We start from the raw sequence: 22,117 nt of genomic DNA on the forward strand, positions 1-22,117 counted from the left end.
ATAGCTTGAAATTAGATAGAACCTAGTACTTCTTAGTTTCTGAGATTTCAGAATTAAAGCAAATACTGATTCTTTAGATTCATAAATTCTTCAGCGGCTTAACCCTCTTCAAATAACACCAAATTCAATCATCAGTATTGTGCAATTAGCGCTCTTAACCCCACAATTTGCTCCTAATTTATTTGATTTAGCTTCCATGCTTAAAGCCGATCAAATTGTATTCACGGATGTAGAAAAATGGTCTAGGAAAGGGCGCACACATCGTGCTGAGATATTGGGAGAGCAAGGCAAGCAGTGGATTAACTTGCCCATATTGAGTGAAGATCGAAAGAAAGCGATTAAGGATGTTCGTCTCGATCATAGCCAACGTTGGTTCGACCCACTATGGAATGCCATTGCTCATAATTACAAAGAGGCAACCTGGTTCGATTATTTTGAGGATGAACTTTTAGCTGATTTAAAGTATGCGGAAGAATGTGAATACTTGCTTGAATTCAATCTTTACTTCTTCGACCGGATGTGTAGATATTTGGAAATTGAACTCCACTATGAATTGGGTAGTAAGGTTGAAGGATATAGTACCTACCCTGATGAAATAGCTGCGAACATCGGTGCGGATGTCGTTTTTTTAGAACACGAATCTAAAAACTACCAACGGCCATCTCGTCAATATGAAATTGCCTTAACAGATAAGCAGCATCCTATCTACCCCCAATGTTACAATGGCTTTGAGAAAGGCTGTTCGGTGCTAGACCTCATGCTTAATGTAGGGCCAGAATGCTTTAAGCTATTGGATCAATTAACAAAACCAACACCTCAGTAATTACTGTGCCCAAGTTGGTATTACACCGAGCTCTATTTCAAACACCCACTTTATTAAAGTCAGTGCTGCAATAGATAATAGTAAGATGAAGAGTGTATTAAGCCATAGTCCTGCTTTCGTCATCTCTGGAATGCTAACCCTACCACTTCCATAAACAATCGCATTGGGTGGAGTTGCTACGGGTAGCATGAACGCGCAACTTGCTGCCAACACGGTTGGAATGGCTAGCAACAATGGGTTTTCCCCAAGCCCTAAGGCCACTGATGCCAATATTGGTAAAAAAGTAGCCGTGGAGGCCGTATTGCTCGTCATTTCGGTTAAGAAGATCATCAATGCCACCACTAAGAATACAAACACCCAAACAGGCCAGCTGCCCAATGTGGCTATTCCCGATCCTATCCATGCCGCCAGTCCTGTAGTTTTTATAGCGGAAGCCATACTGAGTCCACCACCAAATAAAATGAGCACTCCCCATGGTAAGGACTTCGTGTCGGTCCAATTCAATATAAAAGTATGCTTACTGTGTGAAGCTGGAATCATAAAGAGTAATACACTCGCAAGAATGGCAATGCCCGCATCAGAAAGTCCGGGAAGGATATCACTTAACAATGGACGAAACATCCATAACACAGCCGCACCTACAAACACATAAGCCACTCGCTGTTCTTGCTTACTAATAGTTCCTAACCGATTCAGTTCTTGCTGAATAAATGCTTTTCCCCCTGGCAACTCTTTAAGTCGAATGGGATATATCACTTTTGCGAGCAACCAATACATTAACGGTAAAGTCACCAATATTATAGGTAAGCCTATCAGCATCCAATCAAGGAAGCTTATTTCAATACCATAATTTTCAAGCATGAAGCCAGCAAGTAATGCATTTGGTGGTGTTCCGATAATGGTTCCCATCCCTCCAATATTACAGGCATAAGCTATACTGAGTACCAATACTACTTCAAAGTTATGCTTCCCTGAATCCGGGCTACGTTCTTTTGAAACCAGTTCCAGTATTGAAACTGCAATAGGAAGCATCATCACAGCTGTAGCCGTATTACTTACCCACATACTTAAAAATGCGGAGGCTAGGATAAAACCAATTATGATGGACGAAGGGTTTACTCCCACTGCGTGAACAATGCGAATGGCAATCCTTCGGTGCAGATTCCATTTCTCCATGGCTAGTGCAATCACAAAACCACCCATAAATAAAAAGATCAAAGGGTTGGCGTATGGAGTAGTAGCCTCACTAATGCTAGTAACACCTAAAATTGGAAATAATACAATTGGAAGTAGAGCGGTTGCCGGAATGGAGATGGCTTCGGTAATCCACCAAATCCCCATTAAAGTAGTTACGGCAGCCACTTTCCAAGCAGCATCACTTAATCCTTCTGGGCTTGGTAGCAGCAACATCGCTACGAACACCCCTAATCCTACAAGTATCCCTGTATACTTTTTTCCCTTATTTTGCATAGCGCTAAGGTAGTAGAGTAGCACCAAGAATAAAAGTGGATGAAAATTGAGTAATGCTTACCTTTTTTTATCTCTTCAACAATTCCTATCATCCCCCATGGAAACTCAATCAAACGATTCAAAATCAACTCGTTGGAATAAAGTTTACTTAGGTGTGTTTATCACCGGGATTTTATTTGTGTTGATATTTTGGTGGTTCACTACAACATTTAATCTACCGTAGTATGCATTGGATCGACTGGGTAGTACTTTCGCTATTTTTACTCTACACCATTTGGGACGGTACTCGACGAGGCAAAGACTCTGAGAATATTGAAGGCTACTTATTAGCTGGCCGAAACATGCCTTGGTGGGCCGCTGGGCTTTCCATCATGGCTACACAAGCATCCGCCATTACTTTTATTGGAACCACAGGAATAGCCTACGTCGAAGATATGCGCTTTGTGCAAGTGTACTTAGCTATTCCATTCGCCATGATATTAATCTGCATGTTCTTGGTGCCATTCTTCTCAAAGATGAAAGCCTTTACGGCCTATGAGGTACTCGAAGAACGGTTTGGATTAAAAACACGCCTCACAACAAGTGGGCTATTCTTAATTTCTCGTGGGCTTGCACTTGGTGCCGTAATCGCTGCTCCTAGCTATGTATTAGCATTATTATTAAACCTACCACTTAGCATCACCATTCTCATTATTGGTTTTATTGCAACGCTTTATACGATGTATGGCGGGGTAGCCGGGGTAATTCAAACCGATGTTAAGCAGATGTCGGTGATGGTATTTGGTCTTGTATTCAGTTTTCTAGTAATCATGGTTGAGATGCCAGATGATGTAGGCATGAGTGATGCTCTTTACCTTGCAGGTAGCTTAGACAAGCTCACCGCCTTAGATCTCAACTTTGATTTGAGTGAGAAGTACAATGTGTGGAGTGGTGTAATTGCTGCACTCTTTTTAATGCTCTCCTATTTCGGTACCGACCAAACTCAAGTTCAGCGGTATCTTACTACGAGTAGCGTAGGCGAGGCAAGAAAATCATTGCTTTTATCGGCCTATGCTAAAGTACCTATGCAGTTCTTCATCTTACTGCTTGGGGTAATGATGTATGTATTTTTTGTATTTCAACCTGCTCCAATTTCCTTCCGAGCAACCGAACCCATCGCTCAAACCGAACAACAAGTTGCTGCTAGTTCACAGATAGCTCAAGAATATCAGCAAGCATTAGAGGCACGTGAAGCGGCTGCAATGAAGGCGGTTAAAAATCGAAACGAGGTTGCTCAACAAGCTTTTGTTGAAGCCGATGCTGCATTTAATGAAATCCGAGCCAAAGATTTAGCGCTTCAAGCTGAAATTCGCCAAACCGATGTAAACGATACCAATTACATCTTCCCATATTTCATCTTAAAGTATATCCCCATCGGATTAGTTGGCTTGATTGTAGCGGGTATATTCGCGGCGGCGATGAGTAGTATTGATAGTGAGTTGAATGCCTTAACTACCGTTTCCATTGTGGATTGGTATAAACGACTTCGCCCCGATGATCCTGGTGAAACCCATTTCCTAAAATCTTCTAGATCTGTAACAGTGATGTGGGGTGTAATTGCTACTTTTTCAGCTCTTATGCTCGGCGAAACCAAATCCATCATTGAGCTTATCAATCAAATTGGTAGCTATTTCTATGGCTCAATTCTCGGAGTCTTCATCCTATTACTATGGGTAAAGAAAGCTAATGGAACCGGTGCTCTCCTTGGCCTGATTTCAGGGATGTTATCTGTTTTTACTTTCGACCGATTATTCTTCAATGTCAATACCAGCGACTACTCTTTCTTCTTCCCTTGGACTCAAGTTCCTGAAGGTTATTCAAAAGCCATTGAGTTTTTATGGCTGAACCCGCTTGGTGCCTTTGTAGTAGTTGTAGTTGGGGTTTTAATCAGTTTAGCTTTCCCTAAGAAGGGGAAATCCCAATACTCTTTTATATTAATTTTATAAAAAATAGGCCAGCGAATGCTAGCCTATTTTATAATTTCGTAAGTCAGAACTACTTTTAGTTTTTCTTTTTGATGGTTGGGTATTCAATCCCAGAAAGAAGACTCCATTAACTTTATACCTCGCTGATATTGATTCAGTGTTTCATCAAACACTATAATATCTCCATTCTTAAATGCTAATATTTCATCATATTTAGAATAGGTTAAGTCATTATTATCTATAGGATGTTCTAAGATGAATGTTGAATTTTTTGGTTCTTCTATTCTTGAAATAAGAAGACCATAATAAGTCGCAGAATATATATATCCAGATTCGGTAATAAAGACTCCTTCTCCACCTATTTCAATAAAATCTCCTTCCTCATTTGTAAAGCCATATTCTACTTGATTCCATGTAATTCCATCATCATTCGAAACATGTATTTTTGTACCAACAGCATAAATACTATCCTTTGACCTATAGAAATGATCTATACTGTCATCATTTTTTGATATTTCTGGCCTAGAAGTTCTTTCCCAGTTCTCCCCTCTATCAGTAGATCTAAATATACCATCATGGCAACCAGCAAGAATTGTCCCTGTCTTTGTGATATGGAAATCATTTATTAGGTCAAACAGCTTTGAAGAATAAAATAACCTCACACGAGATGAATCAGAGACCATATTTAATGTAGTTATACCTCCATCAGTACCCATATGTAACAGGGTATCATCTTGAAAAATGAAATCCCTCATATTCTCCATTCTTATCATTTGCTCCCAAGTCTCTGCATCGTCAGATACAAAAATGCTGTTCGTGTTTCCAAATATAAATGGTAAGGAATCAACGTCCCCAAATTGAGGATGATTAACGGCATGGGAACCTAATGCATAATAAGTGTCATTAAATTCTAAGACTTTAGTAAACCTCACCCCATCAGGATTGTAGTTAATGCTAAAAGTCATCCCATGGTTGGTAGATTCTAACCACTTTTCATCTCCAAAAATATGAACAATTTCTCCATCAATTAGATTTGTACCCCTGAACACTGAGATTGGCAATTGTTTTTTTTCAAACAGTAAATAGGGAGGAAGCTTTAATTTTTCTGAGCCTTTATCACCATTAATCAAGCCGCAACTAACCGTTACAAGCATAAGGAGGGATATTTTTAAAACTCTTTTCATACTGAATGAATTAAACTCAATCAATATCAAATATTTAGCTTTAAAAATAAATTATAATCGTTCTATTCATCGTTTTTAAGCACTAAAAAGAGTGCCTCATCTAACTTTGAGACTCATTTTCTATGAATTGCACAAAAAAATAGGCCAGCGAATGCTAGCCTATTCTATAATTCGTAAGTCAGAACTACTTTTAGTTTTTCTTTTTGATGGTTGGGTATTCAATCCCAAGTTGCTCTAGATAAGTATCGTATTTTGTTTCATCAAAATAGTAAGGAGTCAACAACGGCTTATAGGTATTCATAATACCTTTATTTAAGTAAATGGCCGGTTTATCATCTTCGCTTATCATTGGTTCATAAGTGGTTTCTTTTGTCTGAACATTATTGAAATAATCCCATGCATCTTCCACCAACTTTGGCGACATCAAGAAGTCTAGAACAGTCATAGCTGTAGCTTTTGCGCCTGCTGTAGCTCCTTTGTGAGCAATAGGTGTTGCCATTGCGATTGCATTACTCCAGTGATGGCCTTGTAACCCTGGTATATTTGAAGGGAATCGAAGGGTAATGGTCGGCATCTTCCACGAAACATCTCCAATATCATCCGAACCACCACTTACTGGAGATGGTAGTGGGCCACTCAAGTCTGAAATTTTATTACTTAACCCGCGAGGCCTAGACCCTACTTCTTCTTGTACAGCTTTCGCTAAAGTTAAGTCCGCCTCTGACCATTCAGGCATACCTACTTGTTGAATGTTTTCGAACATGGTTTCTGCTACCACTTTGTTAAAATGACGTGGCCATGCAGAACCAATAATTTTGGAACTCACTTCGGTATCTGTCATAAGTGCTGCACCTTCTGCAATGTTATTGGCATCTTCATACATACTCATGATTCCTTCATAGGTCACATCTCTAAAGTAAAACCAGATCGATGCTTCCGAAGGCACTACATTTGGTTGGTCCCCTCCATTGGTAATAATAGAATGTGAGCGTTTTAAGGGGTGCAAATGTTCACGTTTATAATTCCACCCCACATTCATTAGTTCGGCTGCGTCGAGGGCACTACGGCCTCTCCATGGCGATCCTGCTGAGTGAGCCGACTCTCCTTTGAAGGTATACTCTACAGAAATTAGTCCTGTACCCCTCGCTTGTCCCCATGAGGTTGAAAACCCACTACTCACGTGCGTGAAGATGGTCATATCTATATCATCGAATAATCCATCGCGCGTGTAATAGGCTTTGGCTGCTACTAGCTCTTCCGCGATACCGGGCCACAGAACGAGTGTTCCTTGCATGCCCTCACGTTCCATAATTTGTTTAACCGCTAAAGCCGCTGTGATATTTAACGGAATACCCGAATTGTGCCCTTCTCCATGGCCGGGAGCCCCTTCCACAATAGGGTCATGATACGCAACACCTGGTTTTTGAGAAGCTTTTGGGATACCGTCCACGTCACTTCCTAAAGCAATTACGGGTTCTCCTGAACCCCAAGTAGCTAACCACGCCGTTGGGATTCCTGAAACACCATACTCGATGGTAAATCCATTTTTCTCAAGTATATCAGTAAGGTATTTGGAAGACTCTACTTCTTGAAATCCTAACTCTGCAAAACTAAACACTTTGTCGATCATGACTTGTGTTTGTTTATGCTGACTTTGCACGATTTCGGCAGCTTCTTTTTTAAAACGATTGATCTGTTTTTTAGAATACTTTTTTTGAGCGAGGGCCGATCCTGAAAGTGCCAGAGATAGCACCATCATCCCTAAAATGCTTTGTTTTATTAGCTTCATGTTCCCTAATTAGTTAATAGATTCATGAATGTAGTAAAACAAAACTATGATTGAAAAGGAGCTAAGTAATGCTATCCTTTGTCTTTTTGATCCTCATCCCCAAACTTAGACCCTACAGGTGGGCGGTATTCTTGGAATGGCATCTTCAATAGGTTGAGCACATCATCATGTTCTTTAGGATCCATGTGAGTGTCGATGCCATATTTTAGATTATTGGTATCCTCTACTTCAGCAAAAGTCCCAAACATGCGGTCCCATATTGCAAATATATTTCCATAGTTCGTATCAGTGAGTGGCTGTGTATAATGATGGTGAACTTTATGCATATACGGAGTTACAAATACCCAAGAGAGCGCCCTATCTAACTTTTTTGGCATTTGAATGTTTGCATGATTGAAGTGGGTGAATAGTGCCGAAAGACTTTGATATAAAAATACAATCCATATTGGTGCTCCAACTATGAGCACTCCCACCACAGTAAAGAGCATTCGAAACACGGCTTCTCCGGGATGATGCCTAAGTCCTGTGGTAACATCTACGGTGGTATCAGAGTGGTGAATGAGATGGAATCGCCATAATAGCTTCACTTTATGTTCAACCCAGTGTACCGTATATGCCCCAATAAGATCTAATACCATAACCCCAATCACAGCTTGCAACCATATAGGAATCTCGACTATATGAATAAGCCCAAATTCATTTGCCGTAGCCCAATTTGATGTAAACAACAGTACCCCTGCAAAACCTAAACCAATCACTACGAATAGGACTGTGAGAAGTCCATTAATGAGTGCGTGACGCACTTTTTTATAGCCAAACTCAAAAAGTGGAAACACCCCTTCTATTATCCAAAACACGAATATCCCACCAATTAAAATACCTGCTCTAAATACAGTGGGGATATTTTCAAAAAAATCAATAAAAGCGTCCATTGGGAACCTCTTTGAGTATAGTGCTAAGGCAAGATGTTAATATTCTAGAAACAAAAAAAGCCTTCTCTCAATATGAAAGAAGGCTTTTAAATTTAAACCGTTTGAACTGAACGTTAGTTCATGTCTACTGGGCTAAGGTCTTTGAAGAGCTTGAAGTCTGCACTCTCCATCGTTCTTTGGTAACTAGACCAATCCGTTCTTAAGAACTCATTGATCTTCGTTAAGGCCATTTCAACCTCTTCTTCAGCTAAACGAAGTAGGTTTTGCTCATTCGAACCAGGGCCGTCGAAGTCGTTACCCATATAGCGGTATGGTGCACGAACTTTCTGCATCACATTTGGAGCAGGATTACGAGTAATACCTTGGCGATTATCAGGAGCACCAAATACCATATTCATAAGATCTTCGATCTTCTGCTTGGTTTCTTTGTTGGCTTCCATTACCTCTTTAAGCTCTTCTTTATCTCTAGAATCAGCTTTTATTAAGGTCTCATAGGTATTCACGATTTCCATCGCTTCTATAAGTTGATCAGTTCCTTTTGCAAGGGTAGCGTTCAACTCTGCTACTTCGTCTTGTAACTCGGCTGTTCTACGAAGTGCGGCCATGCTCACTTCAATACGTGGATCGTGCTTAACCGTAACCATTGTTGAGTCAGATTCACCACCATAGGTAAATACTAACTTGTAGGTTCCTGGCAATACACTTCTTCCGTATGGTTCTGGAGAATTAGGACGAGCTTTACGACGACTTGGTCCTCTTAAGCCCGCACGTTCCATGCCCCAGCTCGTTCTATTGATACCATCATGCTGTGGAGTGCGCTCAAAAGTTCTAATCTTGTTGCCCGAGCTATCGAACACTTCGATGGTCACTTTTTCATCTTTATCAGACTTCTCTTCGCCTTCTTTCTTCAGATTCTCGCTGTTCACAGAGTAGGTTAGCATCGCTCCCATCATTCTGTTTTCACCACTGAACATACCATCTGCAGCGAAACGAACACCACGAGCTTGACGCGTTTTAGCCTGAATTGCAACCGGTGCAGGATATACCTTAATGGTTTTCTTCAATTCATCAGCTCCATTTTTCGCTAGCTCACGAAGTGGGCGAATATCATCAAGTACCCAAAAAGCACGGCCGAAAGTACCGATTACTAAATCGTGCTCTCTTGGATGAATTACCATATCGTACGTTGATACCGTTGGGTATTCGTTAGTCCATTTAGTCCAATTTTTACCTGCATCAATCGATACATATAATCCTAACTCTGTTCCTAAGAACATTAAGTTTGGCTCTTCTAAATCTTGAACAAATGACAACGCGTATCCTTCAATACCTTTGTCTTTACCAATATTGGTCCACTTCTTACCATAATCTTTGGTGTGCATTACATACACGCCCCAGTCATCACGGCGGTAGTTGTTAATAACAGCTACTGCTTCGCCTGCATTAAACTTAGAAGCTTTGATTTGAGCAACCCAGCTATTTGCAGGAACTCCTTTGATGTTCTTAGTAAGATCGGTCCAGTTTTCGCCACCATCTCTTGTGATGTGAACTTTACCGTCATCCGAACCTACCCAAATTAGCCCACGCTCTACAGAACTTGGCTCAATGGCTAGTAGTGTAGTATGGTTCTCAGCACCCGTAGCATCCATAGTGATACCACCACTTTCATGCTGCTTTTGCTTTTCTGGGTCGTTGGTTGTTAAGTCAGGAGATATAATTTCCCACGACTCACCACGGTCGGTACTTTTGTGAACAAACTGAGAGCCGAAATAAATAGTCTCGTCATCAAATGGATCGAAGTTAATCGGTGCATTCCAGTTGAAGCGTAAATCTTCTCCTTCTGGGTGATTTGGCTTCACAAATCTTGAAGTACCCGTTTCTAAATCGATACGGCCTACATTTCCTTGCTGCGACATTGCATATGCATATCGAGAATCACTTTGGTCCATCGATACATCAAAACCATCACCAAAGAATAATTCTTCCCAATATGAATTTCGGATACCGCCCGAGCGAAGCACGTAAGCAGGTCCTTGCCAGGTACCATTATCCTGCATACCACCATAGATGTTGTATGGGAAGTCGTTGTCTACAGTAACATGATAGAATTGACCTACAGGAATATTATCGATGAATCTCCAAGTATCGCCACCGTCGTATGTGATATTCAAACCACCATCGTTACCATCAAGCATAAAGCCAGGGTTTGTTGGGCTAAGCCAGAAGGCATGGTGATCAGGATGAACCCAATTATAGTATGGATATAAACTTTCGAATGAACGCCCACCATCCGTACTTTTAGATATATACGTGTAGATACTGTACACGGTATTTTCATTAAACGGGTCTACATATATTTCAGCGTAGTAAAATGGACGGTTCCCTACTTCAGGGTCTTTTTCAACTGTTTGGCGAAGTTCCCACGTGTAACCACCATCATCAGAACGGTAAATACCATTCTTTTTTGATTCGACATGTGCGTATACCACATTTGGGTTACTTGGTGCAATTGCTACACCCATTCTACCTAAGTTACCTTCAGGAAATCCATCATCAGAAGTAACTTTTTCCCAGTTTTCACCACCATCAATAGTGCGGTATAAACCTGAGCCTTCACCACCTGATTTAAATGTCCACGGCCATCTGCGGAATTCCCACATGGCTGCAAAGATTTTATTCGGGTTATTAGGATCCATAACCATATCAGCAATACCCGTACGGTTATTTATATAAAGGATTTTCTCCCAAGTCTCACCACCATCAGTAGTTTTATATACCCCGCGTGTTTCGCTATCGCCCCAAGCAGAACCTTGAGCTCCAACGTAAACAACATCAGGATTTTCTGGGTGAATGATAACACGGTGAATATTACGTGTTTCCTCTAATCCCATAAGCTCAAATGTGCGGCCACCATCTATACTCTTGTATACTCCAGCACCACTACTTTGGCTATTTCTTGGGTTACCTTCACCAGTACCAACCCAAACAATGTTAGGGTTTTTTTGATGGATATCGATCGCACCAATAGATGCTGCACCGTAATTATCAAAAATTGGTTCCCATTTAATGCCACCGCTTTCAGACTTCCATACGCCACCTGAAGCAGCTCCAACATACATGATATCTGGATTTGAATTCACAACATCTATGGCTGTGATTCTACCACTCATGCCTGCCGGCCCCACATTCCTTGGGGTCATCCCTTTTAATAACTCCATATCTAACTGTTGAGCGGATACCCCAGTAGCGCTCAGCATTAGAAATAAAGCTACAACAAAACTAATCGTATAAAATTTTCTCATAGGTTTTTTTTTAGTGTTAACAAAAAAGGGCAGCCACGAGGCTACCCTTTTGATATTATAGATAAATATTAGTCGTTATTACCGTCAAGGATATCGTCAATCCGGTTTCTAGAATCATCTAGGTGAATACGAGTTGCACGATCTAATCCTCCGCCAGCAATAGCGCTATTGATATCCCGCTTAAGGATATTAAGCTCGTTACGTACTACAGGACGAATATCAGATTGACTTACATCAACGCCTCTACCGCTATCTGTAGTTAATAATCTTTCCATAGCTTCTAAGTAAGCACGTTGTAGATGACGACGGTGGACATTGATATTGCGCTTAGCTCTTGCTTCCGACCATACGCCATTTCTTACATCATCCATCATTTCAATGAGTGTGTAAACATCACTATCCGTACGTGTTTCAGCTTCAATAAGTCTTCCTAATCGATCTGGTCGTAGCAAGTTGTTTAGTACGCCCGCTTGTGCTCCACGGAAAGTCTCAACTGCTGAAGATTGGTTGATACGATCTAAGATCTCTTTATTGAATGCCCAGCTTGGAGCAGTGAATGCATGTCTGTTTAAGAACTCCATCGCTCTACGCTGATCTTCTTCTGAAACCACTTCATATACAGCACCTTCTTCGTCGTAGGTCTTATAGTTTTGGTAAACACCACCAACATAAGTAGTAACGTGGCCCATATATCTTCTCCACTGACCTAATACGTTGTTGTAAAGTTCAGCTAGATCGTCAAAGTTCTCGCCATCTTCTTCCACCCAGTCAATGAGGTTATCCGTAATCACTTGAAGGTTAGCTAAGCCAAGCTCACTTGCTTTCATAGCATCATCACCAATAGCTTCGGTTTGTGATCTTGGGTCAGCGCCGTTAGCATATCCGAACCAGTATAGCGGATCACCACTTTTCTCAACAATCCATTCATTTAAGATTTCATCTTCGTCAGATGGCTCATCGATATCTGGTAACCAAGTGTAACCCCACTTAATTGACCACTTATCGTACTCACCTATTTTTGGGTAAAACTGAGTTACACCATCACCTGGTTGTGCAATGTAATTGAAACGAGCATAATCCATAATTGAAGGCGCTGTTCCATGCGTTGAGGTGAACTCAGGATCTCTTAATTGATCTACAGTATAACCAACACTTGAACCCATGTTATGAGGTAAACCAAGCGTGTGACCAACCTCATGAGCCATTACGAAACGAAGTAATTCGCCCATAATCTCATCCGACAGTTTTACATGGCGAGCATCAGGGTTCGATGCCGCTGTTTGAATGAAATACCAGTTTCTAAGTAGATTCTGAATGTTATGGTACCAAAGGATATCACTTTCTAAAATCTGGCCAGATCTTGGATCATGTACGTGTGGACCTTGAGCATTCTGAATTGGATTTGTGATGTAACGCATCACAGAGTAACGCACATCTTCTGGAGAAAACTCTGGGTCTTCTTCTGGAGATGGTGCTTCTTTACCGATGATCGCATTTTTAAATCCAGCTTCTTCAAAAGCTACTTGCCAATCTTCAATACCTTTGATTAAATATTCTCTCCACTTAATCGGTGTAGCAGGATCTAGGTAGTATACAATAGGCTCAACAGGCTCAACAAGTTCACCTCTCAAATAAGCTTCTTTGTCTTTTGGTACTAACTTGTAACGAGTAATAAATCTATTACGAGCCGCACGGTGTTCATCAGAACTATAATCGTATTGGCTAATCGAGAAATAACCTACACGTTGGTCCCAATTTCTTGGAGTCATAGGTTCTTCTGGAAGAAGAATCATCGACTGATTCATTTCTATAGAAAGTGTATTTGTAGCACCATTAGCTGGCGGGTTAGCCGCATCGTAAGTAAGTACGTGACGTACTTCAATGTTCTCTGGGTAACTTGAAATTTTGTTTACAAAAGAACGACTACCATCTAATCTTCGAACTTGAAAGTTTCTTCTTTGAAAACTACTCAATCCACTTAATAATGCTACATCAGTGGTATATAGTTTTGTAGCGTCAATAACTACACCTGAAGTGTCTTTGTTATTGGCCTCAATCTTAAATGAAAAGATCACAGGCTCAAAGTTATTATTGCGAACAGATTTGTAGATAGGATCTTCTTCGCTAGCTACATTCGAATAGCTCACATGACGAAGTAGAATATTATTGTCTTTTCTTTCCCATCTCACTACTTGTTGTCCACGAGCTTTCTGGCCTGCACCACCAAAGCTAAAGTTTTCAACTGAACCAGCTACACGACTTACTAGTAGCATCTCTCTGTTCAATAGTTCATTCGGAATTTCGTAGAAAAACGAATCCTTTACTTTATGCACATTAAACAGACCCTCATCTGTTTTTGCATCTTTCGTGATCACCTCACTGAATTTCTTGAGATCACCTTTTGGGGTTGGCCGCTTAGTAGCCGTTGAAGCACCATTTGATTTTGATGTAGTTCCCGTTGTTTTACAACCCGAAACCACTAAAACCAAACAGAGCGATAGAGCAAACATTTTGCTCATCATCTTAACACCGTAGTTCATTGCATCTGTTTTTTAGTGAAAATTTATAGAAAGATAAAGTCAGATAATGCGATGAGCTAATCAAGTAGATTTTTAGCTATGGTGTAAAATCTTTAAAACAACCATTGAAAGGCATAAAAAAAGCACTGGCTTTCACCGGTGCTCCTAAAGATTTGAGGTATTCTTTTAATTTAAGTTCGGATTGATATCCGTTTCACGTTGTGGAATTGGGAATATAATACTGGTAGAATTATACGCCTCTGTACCTACATCCATCTGACGTCTTTTTAAGTCGTGCAGTAATTGCCCTTCGAACGCTAATTCTAACTTACGTTCTAGTAAGATATCATCAAGGTCGAAATTTACTTCCAATATTGGAGTGGCATTCACTCGGTCACGAATTTCGTTCACGTCTTCACGAGGAGTATTTGGCCCTACATAATTACCAACGCCTAATTCGAAATTAGCCTCTGCACGGGTTAGGTACATTTCAGCTAATCGGATAGTGTTGATGTTACCATATTGGTTCATCCACTTACCGGTTCTACGAGGAGTTGAGTTATCGCCTGAAACATCGAAATAGAATAAATCTAGTCGATCATCGCCAGCTTCATAGAGGTTTGTGTGCGCGTCAAGGATATTGATATCACCACGCCCACTGTTTTCTTCAGATGCGAAATATAAGTTAAGGTCATTCGCGCCATCTTGATCACTCACCTGAATAGCGAAAATATCCTCGGTAGTGTTGTTATTCGAATTATTGAATACATCTTCGTAATCAGATACTAAGCTATACTCAAACGATTGAATAACTCGGTTCGCTTCTGTAGCCGCATTTTGATAATCAGCTTGCTGCAGATACACTCTTGACAGCATGGCTGATGCCGCATAGGTAGTTGCGAAACTTCCATTAGATAGGGGAAGTAAATCTCGAGCCGTAGTTAAATCAGAAATTATCTGATCGTACGTGGCTTCTACAGAACTGCGGTCGATCATACGAATATTCGCGTAATCTTCTTCAGGTTCCGTTACTAGCTGAATACCAGGATTAGTATCCGTACTACCCGCACTATATGGAAGAGCAAATAGCTTCACTAATTCAAAGAATGTAGTTCCTCGAATAAATAATGCTTCGCCCTGAATGCGATCTTTTGTGGCTTGGTCTTCGATTTGGTCTAAGTTAGCAAGCACAATATTGGCCAAGTTTATAGTAATGTAACCACGATTATATGTGGACTGAACCTGACCGTTCGTGTTTTGCACCGACTTATTGAAGATTTGTCGAAGTGTTTGGAATGTACCTGAGAAGTTAATTTCAGGTGTGTTTTCATCATGGGCAAATAGCTCAGCAATTACCGCTGTGTTACCTCCCATTAAGTCATCATCCGAGAAACTATCATAAGCTCCAATTAATACGGATTCAACGTTTTCAGCCCCTTGCAATGCTTGGTCTCCCGACACCGACTGCTTAGGCTCAACATCGAGTAAACTATCACAGCCTGCTAATATTAAAAGCGGCAACAACAGCACTCTGCTATATGTTTTAATTCTGTTTTTCATGTCTAATCTCATTTTTAGTCTAAATTTCATTTCGGATTAAAAGCCTAAGCTTACACCAAAGGTGTAGATTCTTGCCTGCGGTGCAGAATAGAAATCCTCACCTATCGCAATATTTCCACCATTGATATCAGTGTTTACCTCAGGATCCCATCCATCATATTTAGTGAAGGTGAGCAAATTCACCCCTGAGAAATAGAACCTAGCTTTTCGTATGGATAGACTTTCCGTAATTGAATTTGGTAGGGTATAACCAAAGTTCAATGTTTTTAAACGAAGGTAGCTACCATCACTTAAGTATCTAGATGAAGCTGCAGATGCATCAAAATCGAATAAACGAGCTTGAGGAACGTCCGTTACGTCACCTGGATTTTGCCATCTATCTTCGTATTGATCCAATGTTTGGTTATCAAAGAAACAAGCACCACACGACTGGTATACACCACCGCCATTGTAGATATCGTTTCCATATACAAACTGGAAGAATACGCTTAAGTCGAATCCTTTATAGTTAAAGTTATTCGTTATACCACCTGTGAAATCCGGATTAGGATCACCGATTACTACTTGATTCGCAGCATCAGGATTTGTTGTAGTACCCGTACTATGATCAACACCTTCAGGACTATTGATGTAGTATAGACCATCACCATTGTCAGGATCAACGCCGGCCCATTCTAAGGCATAGAACACACCAATTGGTTGACCTTCAATGGCACGGTTAATACCTGAAGTAATTACCTGACCATCGATATCGGTAATCTCATTGCGGTTGATACCGAAGTTGAAAGTAGTACTCCAGTTAAATTCACCTACAAAATTGGCCGTATTTAATACGAACTCAAATCCTTTGTTTTCTAGTGAACCTACGTTTCTTGTTTGCTGAGTAAATCCAGAAGTAATTGGAATGTTTACATCCAATAGTAAGTCTTCAGATTTTTTCATATAAACATCTACTTCACCACTGATTCTGTCGTTATAGAATCCAAAATCAATACCCAGGTTGTACTGTGTAGCACGCTCCCATTTTAGCGCTGGGTTTGGTGTTTGTGTTGGTGAAAGTGATGACCTTCCAGCATATGCTCCCGCACCATACAACTCTCGAGATTGGAAGTTCCCAATAGCAGCGTTACCCGTTACCCCAACACTCGCTCTTAGTTTTAAGAAACTTAGGTTCTCATAATCTAAGAAGTCTTCGTTTGAAGCAATCCAACCTGCTGAAACTGCTGGGAAGAAACCGTAGCGATTATCCGCACCAAAACGTGAAGATCCATCAATACGTCCACTTAGTGTTAATAAGTAATTGTCGCGGAAGCTATAGTTCGCACGAGCGAAGTATCCCACGAAACTGTATTCACTTACACCTCCTGTTCCTGCTGTAATATTCGCAGCACTAGAGATTTGAGTGAAGTTATCATTTGGGAAGTCCTCTGCCGAAACGGAATTGAATTCCTGTACCGTATTCTCATAAGAAGTTCCAAGTACAGCTTCTAAATCATGATCCTCAGCAAAAGTATCTGTGTATTCTAGATATGCTTGTGAGATAATAGTTCGTACACGATCGTTACTTAAGAAAGCACTACCATTATTCGCTCCTGTAAACTGGAACACACTACTACCATTCCACACTTTTTCTTGCTGATCAAGTAAATCTAGACCAAACTCACCTTGAACACTCAAGTTATCATTGAGTTGGTAGTTCGCATAAGCTTTACCTAACGTTCTGTAAACTTCTGTTTGGTAAGTATTGCCTTCACGATATAACAGTCCATTACTATAGATGGTGTTCGTGTTTAAGCTACCATCATCTAAGTAAGCCGGAGTTAAAGGACTTTGCGCTGCAAGCTGAATTGGGGTTGCAAACGAGTTGTCGTTTGGAATACGATCATTCAGCGATCGTGTAAGCGCCAAATTCATACCTAATGTAAAGTTATCACTCGCATTGTGGTCAACGTTAACACGGCCATTTACACGCTGAAACTTATCATCAATGATATGCCCTTCCTGATCGTCAATAGCAGTACTAATGAAGTATCTTGTTTTAGCATCACCGCCACTTGCTGACACTTCAAGCTTTTGAGATAGGTTATCTTGGTAAGCTAAATCTTCCCAGTTAACATTATTGTCTCGACTCCATTCATCATTAAAATAAAAATCAAAATAATCATCTATCGTTAAGCTTATTCCTGAATTTGAATGCGCCTCTTCAAACAGTTCATAATACTGATCACCGTTCAAAAACTCCTTTTGGTTAGAAGGGGTTCGCGTCGAAATTGAGTAGTTCACATTAATTTGGGTAGAACCTTCTTTACCAGATTTGGTGGTAATAAGAACTACGCCGTTCGATGCACGGGAACCATAAATAGCCGAAGCAGAGGCATCTTTTAGAATGTCAATCGATTCAATATCATCAGGGTTAATATCCGCAAGTGGGTTCGTTTCCGATCCATTGCTGGATAGGTTATTTGTATTCACTGGGATACCATCAATCACGTATAGTGGCTGTGCACTCGCATTTACCGATGCTGTACCACGTACACGCACTGTAATTCCGCCACCTAACTTACCGTTGTCTTTTTGAATAAAAACACCGGCAGCTCGACCTTGAACGGCCTCTTCGAAACTGTTTATGGTTACATCTTCAAAATCAGAAGAAGATACCGAGGAAATGTTTCCTGTCACTTTTTCCTTAATGGTTGATCCGTAACCAACAACAACCACTTCGTCTAAAAGCTTAGTATCTACACTGAGTTCAATAGTGAAGTTTGTTCGCCCATTAATAGGAATCTCTCGTGGGATATACCCTACATAGGAAACAAGTAAAGTTCCATTTGTTAACTCAGAGTCCGAAACAGAAAATTCGAAATTACCATCAATATCGGTGGCATCGCCCCGTGAGGTATTTCCTTTTACTACCACAGTTACTCCAGTAATGGGTTCTTTTGTATTAGCCTCCAGAACCTTACCGGATATGGTATTTTGCGCCCATCCATTTGTGTTTAAAATAAGCAGCATCGCAAGGGTTAAAATGCTACCCATTATTTTGTTTTGTTTCATCATTGTTATTGATTTTATGGATTAATCCTAGCCCGTGTTCGATAACGGGATTTATTGACATTGCAACAAGTAAAGCAATTAAAATATGACTAAACAGTCACTTAGCTTTACATATGTTTACAAATTCACCGAAGAAACTGCCGGAACCAGCCGCCAGTAAACTCTACTAATTCTTCGAATTGTGGAGGAAAATGCTCTTCCTCAAAAGGGTGGGAAACACAGAACGTATGTCCTGCATTTGCAATTAATCGTAGCTCTTTGTCCTTAGAACCACATTCTATATATAATTTTTCTGAATCGGTATAAGGCACCGATTCATCATCTCTTCCATGAATAAATAATGCAGGTATCACTAAATCACTTACTCTAGTTATAGCAACTAAAGTGTCTTTATTAGCATCAAGATCATCAATAAAAGCTTTATTAAGCTTCATCATCTGACCTGTTCGGCTATTTTTGAATTCAGTGAACCCGTTCTTTTCCCAGTCTTTTCGTTGGGCTTCTGTTGTTCGCTCTGTATAATCAGCAACGGCAGCCCAAGTCACCAAACATTTGATCGACTCATATTCTGCTGCAGCAGCTATTGCTGTGTGCCCGCCTCTTGAATGCCCTACAATACCAATATCATCGGTATTTAATTCTGCTTGTGGATTTGAAATACGCCCATCCTGTATGGCGTCTATTATTAACCCTATCTCTTGCAGATCTTTTGTTAAGGTTGATTCTGCAAACACGTCAAGTTGATCGAATTCGGTTCTCTTATTCCCAATTCCGTTATGTGAGAAATTAAATCCCACTACACCAAAACCATAACGTGCTAGATCTTCACAAGCATCGGGGAAAGCGCCCCAATCTTTAAATCCTTTAAACCCGTGTGCAAATAGAATAACCGGAAATCCCCTAGTGTTGCCACTAATAGGCGCATACAAGTCGTACTTGATGACTTGGTCATCAACACCTGCAATACTGCCTGAGGATATGGATAGGTTATTATATTCCACCTAGTTTATTTTTTATTGAAATCTAGTGTATCAAGCTTCACTAGCCTTCTTAAATCATTAATTTCTCTTTGCTTGAGGTAACGCCAGCGGCCCATCTTTACACCTTTTAGGTTCAAGCCTGCGTATTCAACTCGTTTTAACTTTGAAACGCTCGTTCCAAAATGCTCAACCATTCTTCGAATCAATCGATTTCGCCCTTCAAACACTGCAATTTGAAAAGACTTTGGCATATCTACAAATCTTTTGATCTGATGTCCCTTCGCAACGCCGTCTTCTAGCTCAACTCCTTTGGCAAGTTGCGAAAGCTCTTCATCACTTAACATGCGCTCAGACTCCACCTCGTAGGTTTTTTTCACTTTGAAGCTAGGGTGCATCAAGCGATGAGCAAGGTCTCCATCATTCGTTAAAATAAGTAAACCGGTAGTATTGCGGTCTAATCTACCCACGGGATACACACGTGCACCCGTAGCATTTTCTACTTCATTGAGAACAGTATTTCTTCCTTTGTCATCATCGGTGGTGGTAATAGTGTTTTTAGGCTTGTTCAATAACAAGTAAACAAAAGGCTCTAAAGCGATATGCTGGCCATCCACTTCCACCTTATCCATACGCCTTACCGACATACCTAACTCGGTAGCACGTTTTCCATTTACTTTAACTTTACCTTCTGCAATAAAACGATCTGCTTCTCTACGGCTACATAAGCCTGAATGAGCAATAAATTTATTTAAACGTATCTCTTCTTTTTGAGAGTAGTTTTGATCCACAGCATTAGGAGACTTTGGCCCTTTTTTGGGAGTCTTCTTTTTATTTTTAGCTGGGCCTCTTCTTTTCTTCATAATTATTCTTCTTCGCTACTAGCGTCTTTTTTGATATCATTTTCTGCTGTTATATCAGCTTCAGTATCGCCCGATGTGTCCTCATCGTCGTCTTCTTTCATGATCATGGACTGCTCTAGAAGCAATTGTCTGTGCTCGGCCATGTCATCATCTTTCAGGATTTCCTCAATTTCACGAGGCTTAGGAAGTTCATCTACACTGTTTATCCCGAAATGTCTCAGAAAATGTTTTGTTGTCTTGTAAAGTAAGGGTTTTCCGGGACTATCAGAACGGCCAGATACTTCAATTAGAGCTTTTTCCATCAGCTGCCTGATTATGTATCCTGAATCAACACCACGGATCTGATCTACCTCTGGTTTTGTGATCGGTTGCTTGTAAGCTACAATGGCTAAACTCTCAATGGCTGATTGAGATAACTTTCGATACGCATTCTCGTGCTGGAAAACACTGAGCCAATAATGAAATTTCTTCTGGGTTACATGTGTGAAACCATTCGCTACGCGTTCAATCCTAAAACTCAATCCATTTTCGTCGTAGCGATCGTTTAGCTTATCTACAAAATCAGAAACCGTTTCTTCTGAAATCTCAATCTGTTCTTCATTTTCAACAATGATATCACGGATTTTAGCCGCCGACATCGGCTCATCACTCGCAAAAATCAATGCTTCTATAACAGACGAAAGCCTTGTCCCATCAACAAATTGATAATCATTTAATCGTTCACTCATAGCTCACTCAATATCTTTTACAATAAAAAATCCATCGTTCCCCTGTTGTTGATAAAGGGGCATTAATAAATAACCATCATGCTGGGCTTTGATTTCCCCATGCCTATCAATAGCTAATAGATCCCCTTTTTTTACGGGATCAAAATTTTGAAATCCTGGAATCATCTTAAACTCATCATCATCTTCAATGATGTGCTTATAAATAAATTCAACTTTAGCCGGCAACACGTTCGTCTGATCTGTTAGGAAACCAACATAATGATCATAGTCGGGAATATCTTCTTTCATCAAACACCCTGAAGCAATCATCAATGAATATAAGCCTGCAGTAGCATTATATTCTGCACTTTCTGAGAAATGTGTACCGGCTTCAAATGCGAAGCCAATATTGCCGGTATTCTGTACATATTTAAGGGCAGTTCCATGAAGAGCTTTCTCGATTCCAAAGATGAGTGGAACCTGAAGCTTATCTAGTAGATTCACGCTTTGTGGAGCATTGGAACTTATCACGAACAGACCGTTTGCAGATGAAAATGTATGTAGATCCGCAAAAATTAAAGGCGACTGTTTTTGTTTTTGCTCCTCAATTAAAGGGTCTAGTATTGCAAGTACTTCTTTAGTCTGTCGGCGTTCTTCTGTTTTTAATTCTGAAATGGGTGTTCTTCTTACCTTATCTAAGATGGATGTAAACCAGATTCGGTTCATGTCTTCATCTATATACCTAACCCCCTTTTCTAGAGCCGGTATATTTCCACGAAGGCCAATAAAAGCACCTCTGAAGTTTTCAACTTTTCCTTTTAAAACTTCTAGAACATGCTCTATAGCCGACACTCCTGTAGGCTCATTCCCATGAATCCCAGCCAGAGCTACAATTACAGGGCCTTTCAATTGCCCATCAATTCTACCAATAATTCTTTGTACTTGCGTAGCCAAACGTATCCTAGATGTTGCT

Annotated in this window: 14 protein-coding genes; 2 read left to right on the forward strand and 12 right to left on the reverse strand. The window is 40.4% G+C overall.

From position 1 onward, the window contains the following. Window positions 1–139 precede the first annotated feature (139 nt). Window positions 140–823 carry a WbqC family protein gene (locus B155_RS0105630; protein WP_018127274.1) on the forward strand — a complete coding sequence of 228 codons (684 nt, stop codon included), beginning with the start codon at window positions 140–142 and terminating at the stop codon, window positions 821–823. Here the strand turns inward: B155_RS0105630 and B155_RS0105635 are convergent, their stop codons facing one another. Further along, window positions 824–2,293, reverse strand: coding sequence for an SLC13 family permease (locus B155_RS0105635; RefSeq protein WP_018127275.1), 1,470 nt, complete (start codon window positions 2,291–2,293; stop codon window positions 824–826). It abuts the gene before it with no gap. Between the two features lie 224 nt (window positions 2,294–2,517). Here B155_RS0105635 and B155_RS0105640 point away from each other — a divergent pair, with 224 nt between their 5' ends. Next, window positions 2,518–4,278 carry a sodium:solute symporter family protein gene (locus tag B155_RS0105640; RefSeq protein ID WP_018127276.1) on the forward strand — a complete coding sequence of 587 codons (1,761 nt, stop codon included), beginning with the start codon at window positions 2,518–2,520 and terminating at the stop codon, window positions 4,276–4,278. An 83-nt stretch (window positions 4,279–4,361) separates the two neighbouring features. Here the strand turns inward: B155_RS0105640 and B155_RS0105645 are convergent, their stop codons facing one another. The 11 genes from B155_RS0105645 to B155_RS0105695 form a co-directional block, all read right to left on the reverse strand. Next, window positions 4,362–5,441: a WD40/YVTN/BNR-like repeat-containing protein gene (locus B155_RS0105645; protein ID WP_157464734.1), complete on the reverse strand. Its 1,080-nt coding sequence runs from the start codon at window positions 5,439–5,441 to the stop codon at window positions 4,362–4,364. Window positions 5,442–5,631: 190 nt separating this feature from the next. Then, on the reverse strand, window positions 5,632–7,230 hold the full coding sequence (locus B155_RS0105650) for an amidohydrolase (protein WP_018127278.1): 1,599 nt from the start codon (window positions 7,228–7,230) through the stop codon (window positions 5,632–5,634). 71 nt (window positions 7,231–7,301) lie between these two features. Beyond that, window positions 7,302–8,162, reverse strand: coding sequence for a sterol desaturase family protein (locus B155_RS0105655; RefSeq protein WP_018127279.1), 861 nt, complete (start codon window positions 8,160–8,162; stop codon window positions 7,302–7,304). A gap of 113 nt (window positions 8,163–8,275) precedes the next feature. Continuing rightward, the gene (locus B155_RS0105660; protein ID WP_018127280.1) at window positions 8,276–11,464 is read right to left on the reverse strand and encodes a VPS10 domain-containing protein; all 3,189 of its coding nucleotides are present in this window, start codon (window positions 11,462–11,464) and stop codon (window positions 8,276–8,278) included. A gap of 68 nt (window positions 11,465–11,532) precedes the next feature. Next, a complete protein-coding gene (locus tag B155_RS0105665; RefSeq protein WP_018127281.1) occupies window positions 11,533–14,004 on the reverse strand; it encodes a zinc-dependent metalloprotease in 2,472 nt (823 codons plus the stop codon). 165 nt (window positions 14,005–14,169) lie between these two features. Beyond that, window positions 14,170–15,543: a RagB/SusD family nutrient uptake outer membrane protein gene (locus B155_RS0105670; RefSeq protein WP_026167220.1), complete on the reverse strand. Its 1,374-nt coding sequence runs from the start codon at window positions 15,541–15,543 to the stop codon at window positions 14,170–14,172. 36 nt (window positions 15,544–15,579) lie between these two features. Beyond that, the gene (locus B155_RS0105675) at window positions 15,580–18,600 is read right to left on the reverse strand and encodes a SusC/RagA family TonB-linked outer membrane protein (protein ID WP_018127283.1); all 3,021 of its coding nucleotides are present in this window, start codon (window positions 18,598–18,600) and stop codon (window positions 15,580–15,582) included. 122 nt (window positions 18,601–18,722) lie between these two features. Then, complete coding sequence (locus B155_RS0105680) at window positions 18,723–19,598, reverse strand: alpha/beta hydrolase family protein (protein ID WP_018127284.1); 876 nt, start codon at window positions 19,596–19,598, stop codon at window positions 18,723–18,725. 5 nt (window positions 19,599–19,603) lie between these two features. Next, entirely contained in the window at window positions 19,604–20,437 is an 834-nt protein-coding gene (locus B155_RS0105685; protein WP_018127285.1) for a pseudouridine synthase, read from the reverse strand. Window positions 20,438–20,439: 2 nt separating this feature from the next. Beyond that, window positions 20,440–21,165, reverse strand: coding sequence for an SMC-Scp complex subunit ScpB (gene scpB, locus B155_RS0105690; RefSeq protein ID WP_018127286.1), 726 nt, complete (start codon window positions 21,163–21,165; stop codon window positions 20,440–20,442). A gap of 3 nt (window positions 21,166–21,168) precedes the next feature. Further along, complete coding sequence (locus tag B155_RS0105695) at window positions 21,169–22,098, reverse strand: M14 family metallopeptidase (RefSeq protein WP_018127287.1); 930 nt, start codon at window positions 22,096–22,098, stop codon at window positions 21,169–21,171. Window positions 22,099–22,117 lie beyond the last annotated feature (19 nt).

The organism is Balneola vulgaris DSM 17893, from assembly GCF_000375465.1.
Taxonomy (GTDB): Bacteria; Bacteroidota; Rhodothermia; order Balneolales; family Balneolaceae; genus Balneola; species Balneola vulgaris.

Bases quoted from the DNA above. Each gene is read 5' to 3' on its own strand.
- B155_RS0105665 (WP_018127281.1), bottom strand. From the start codon at position 14,004: ATGAACTACGGTGTTAAGATGATGAGCAAAATGTTTGCTCTATCGCTC.
- B155_RS0105685 (WP_018127285.1), bottom strand. From the start codon at position 20,437: ATGAAGAAAAGAAGAGGCCCAGCTAAAAATAAAAAGAAGACTCCCAAA.
- B155_RS0105650 (WP_018127278.1), bottom strand. From the start codon at position 7,230: ATGAAGCTAATAAAACAAAGCATTTTAGGGATGATGGTGCTATCTCTG.
- scpB (WP_018127286.1), bottom strand. From the start codon at position 21,165: ATGAGTGAACGATTAAATGATTATCAATTTGTTGATGGGACAAGGCTT.
- B155_RS0105660 (WP_018127280.1), bottom strand. From the start codon at position 11,464: ATGAGAAAATTTTATACGATTAGTTTTGTTGTAGCTTTATTTCTAATG.
- B155_RS0105670 (WP_026167220.1), bottom strand. From the start codon at position 15,543: ATGAAAAACAGAATTAAAACATATAGCAGAGTGCTGTTGTTGCCGCTT.
- B155_RS0105640 (WP_018127276.1), top strand. From the start codon at position 2,518: ATGCATTGGATCGACTGGGTAGTACTTTCGCTATTTTTACTCTACACC.
- B155_RS0105675 (WP_018127283.1), bottom strand. From the start codon at position 18,600: ATGATGAAACAAAACAAAATAATGGGTAGCATTTTAACCCTTGCGATG.
- B155_RS0105635 (WP_018127275.1), bottom strand. From the start codon at position 2,293: ATGCAAAATAAGGGAAAAAAGTATACAGGGATACTTGTAGGATTAGGG.
- B155_RS0105645 (WP_157464734.1), bottom strand. From the start codon at position 5,441: ATGAAAAGAGTTTTAAAAATATCCCTCCTTATGCTTGTAACGGTTAGT.
- B155_RS0105655 (WP_018127279.1), bottom strand. From the start codon at position 8,162: ATGGACGCTTTTATTGATTTTTTTGAAAATATCCCCACTGTATTTAGA.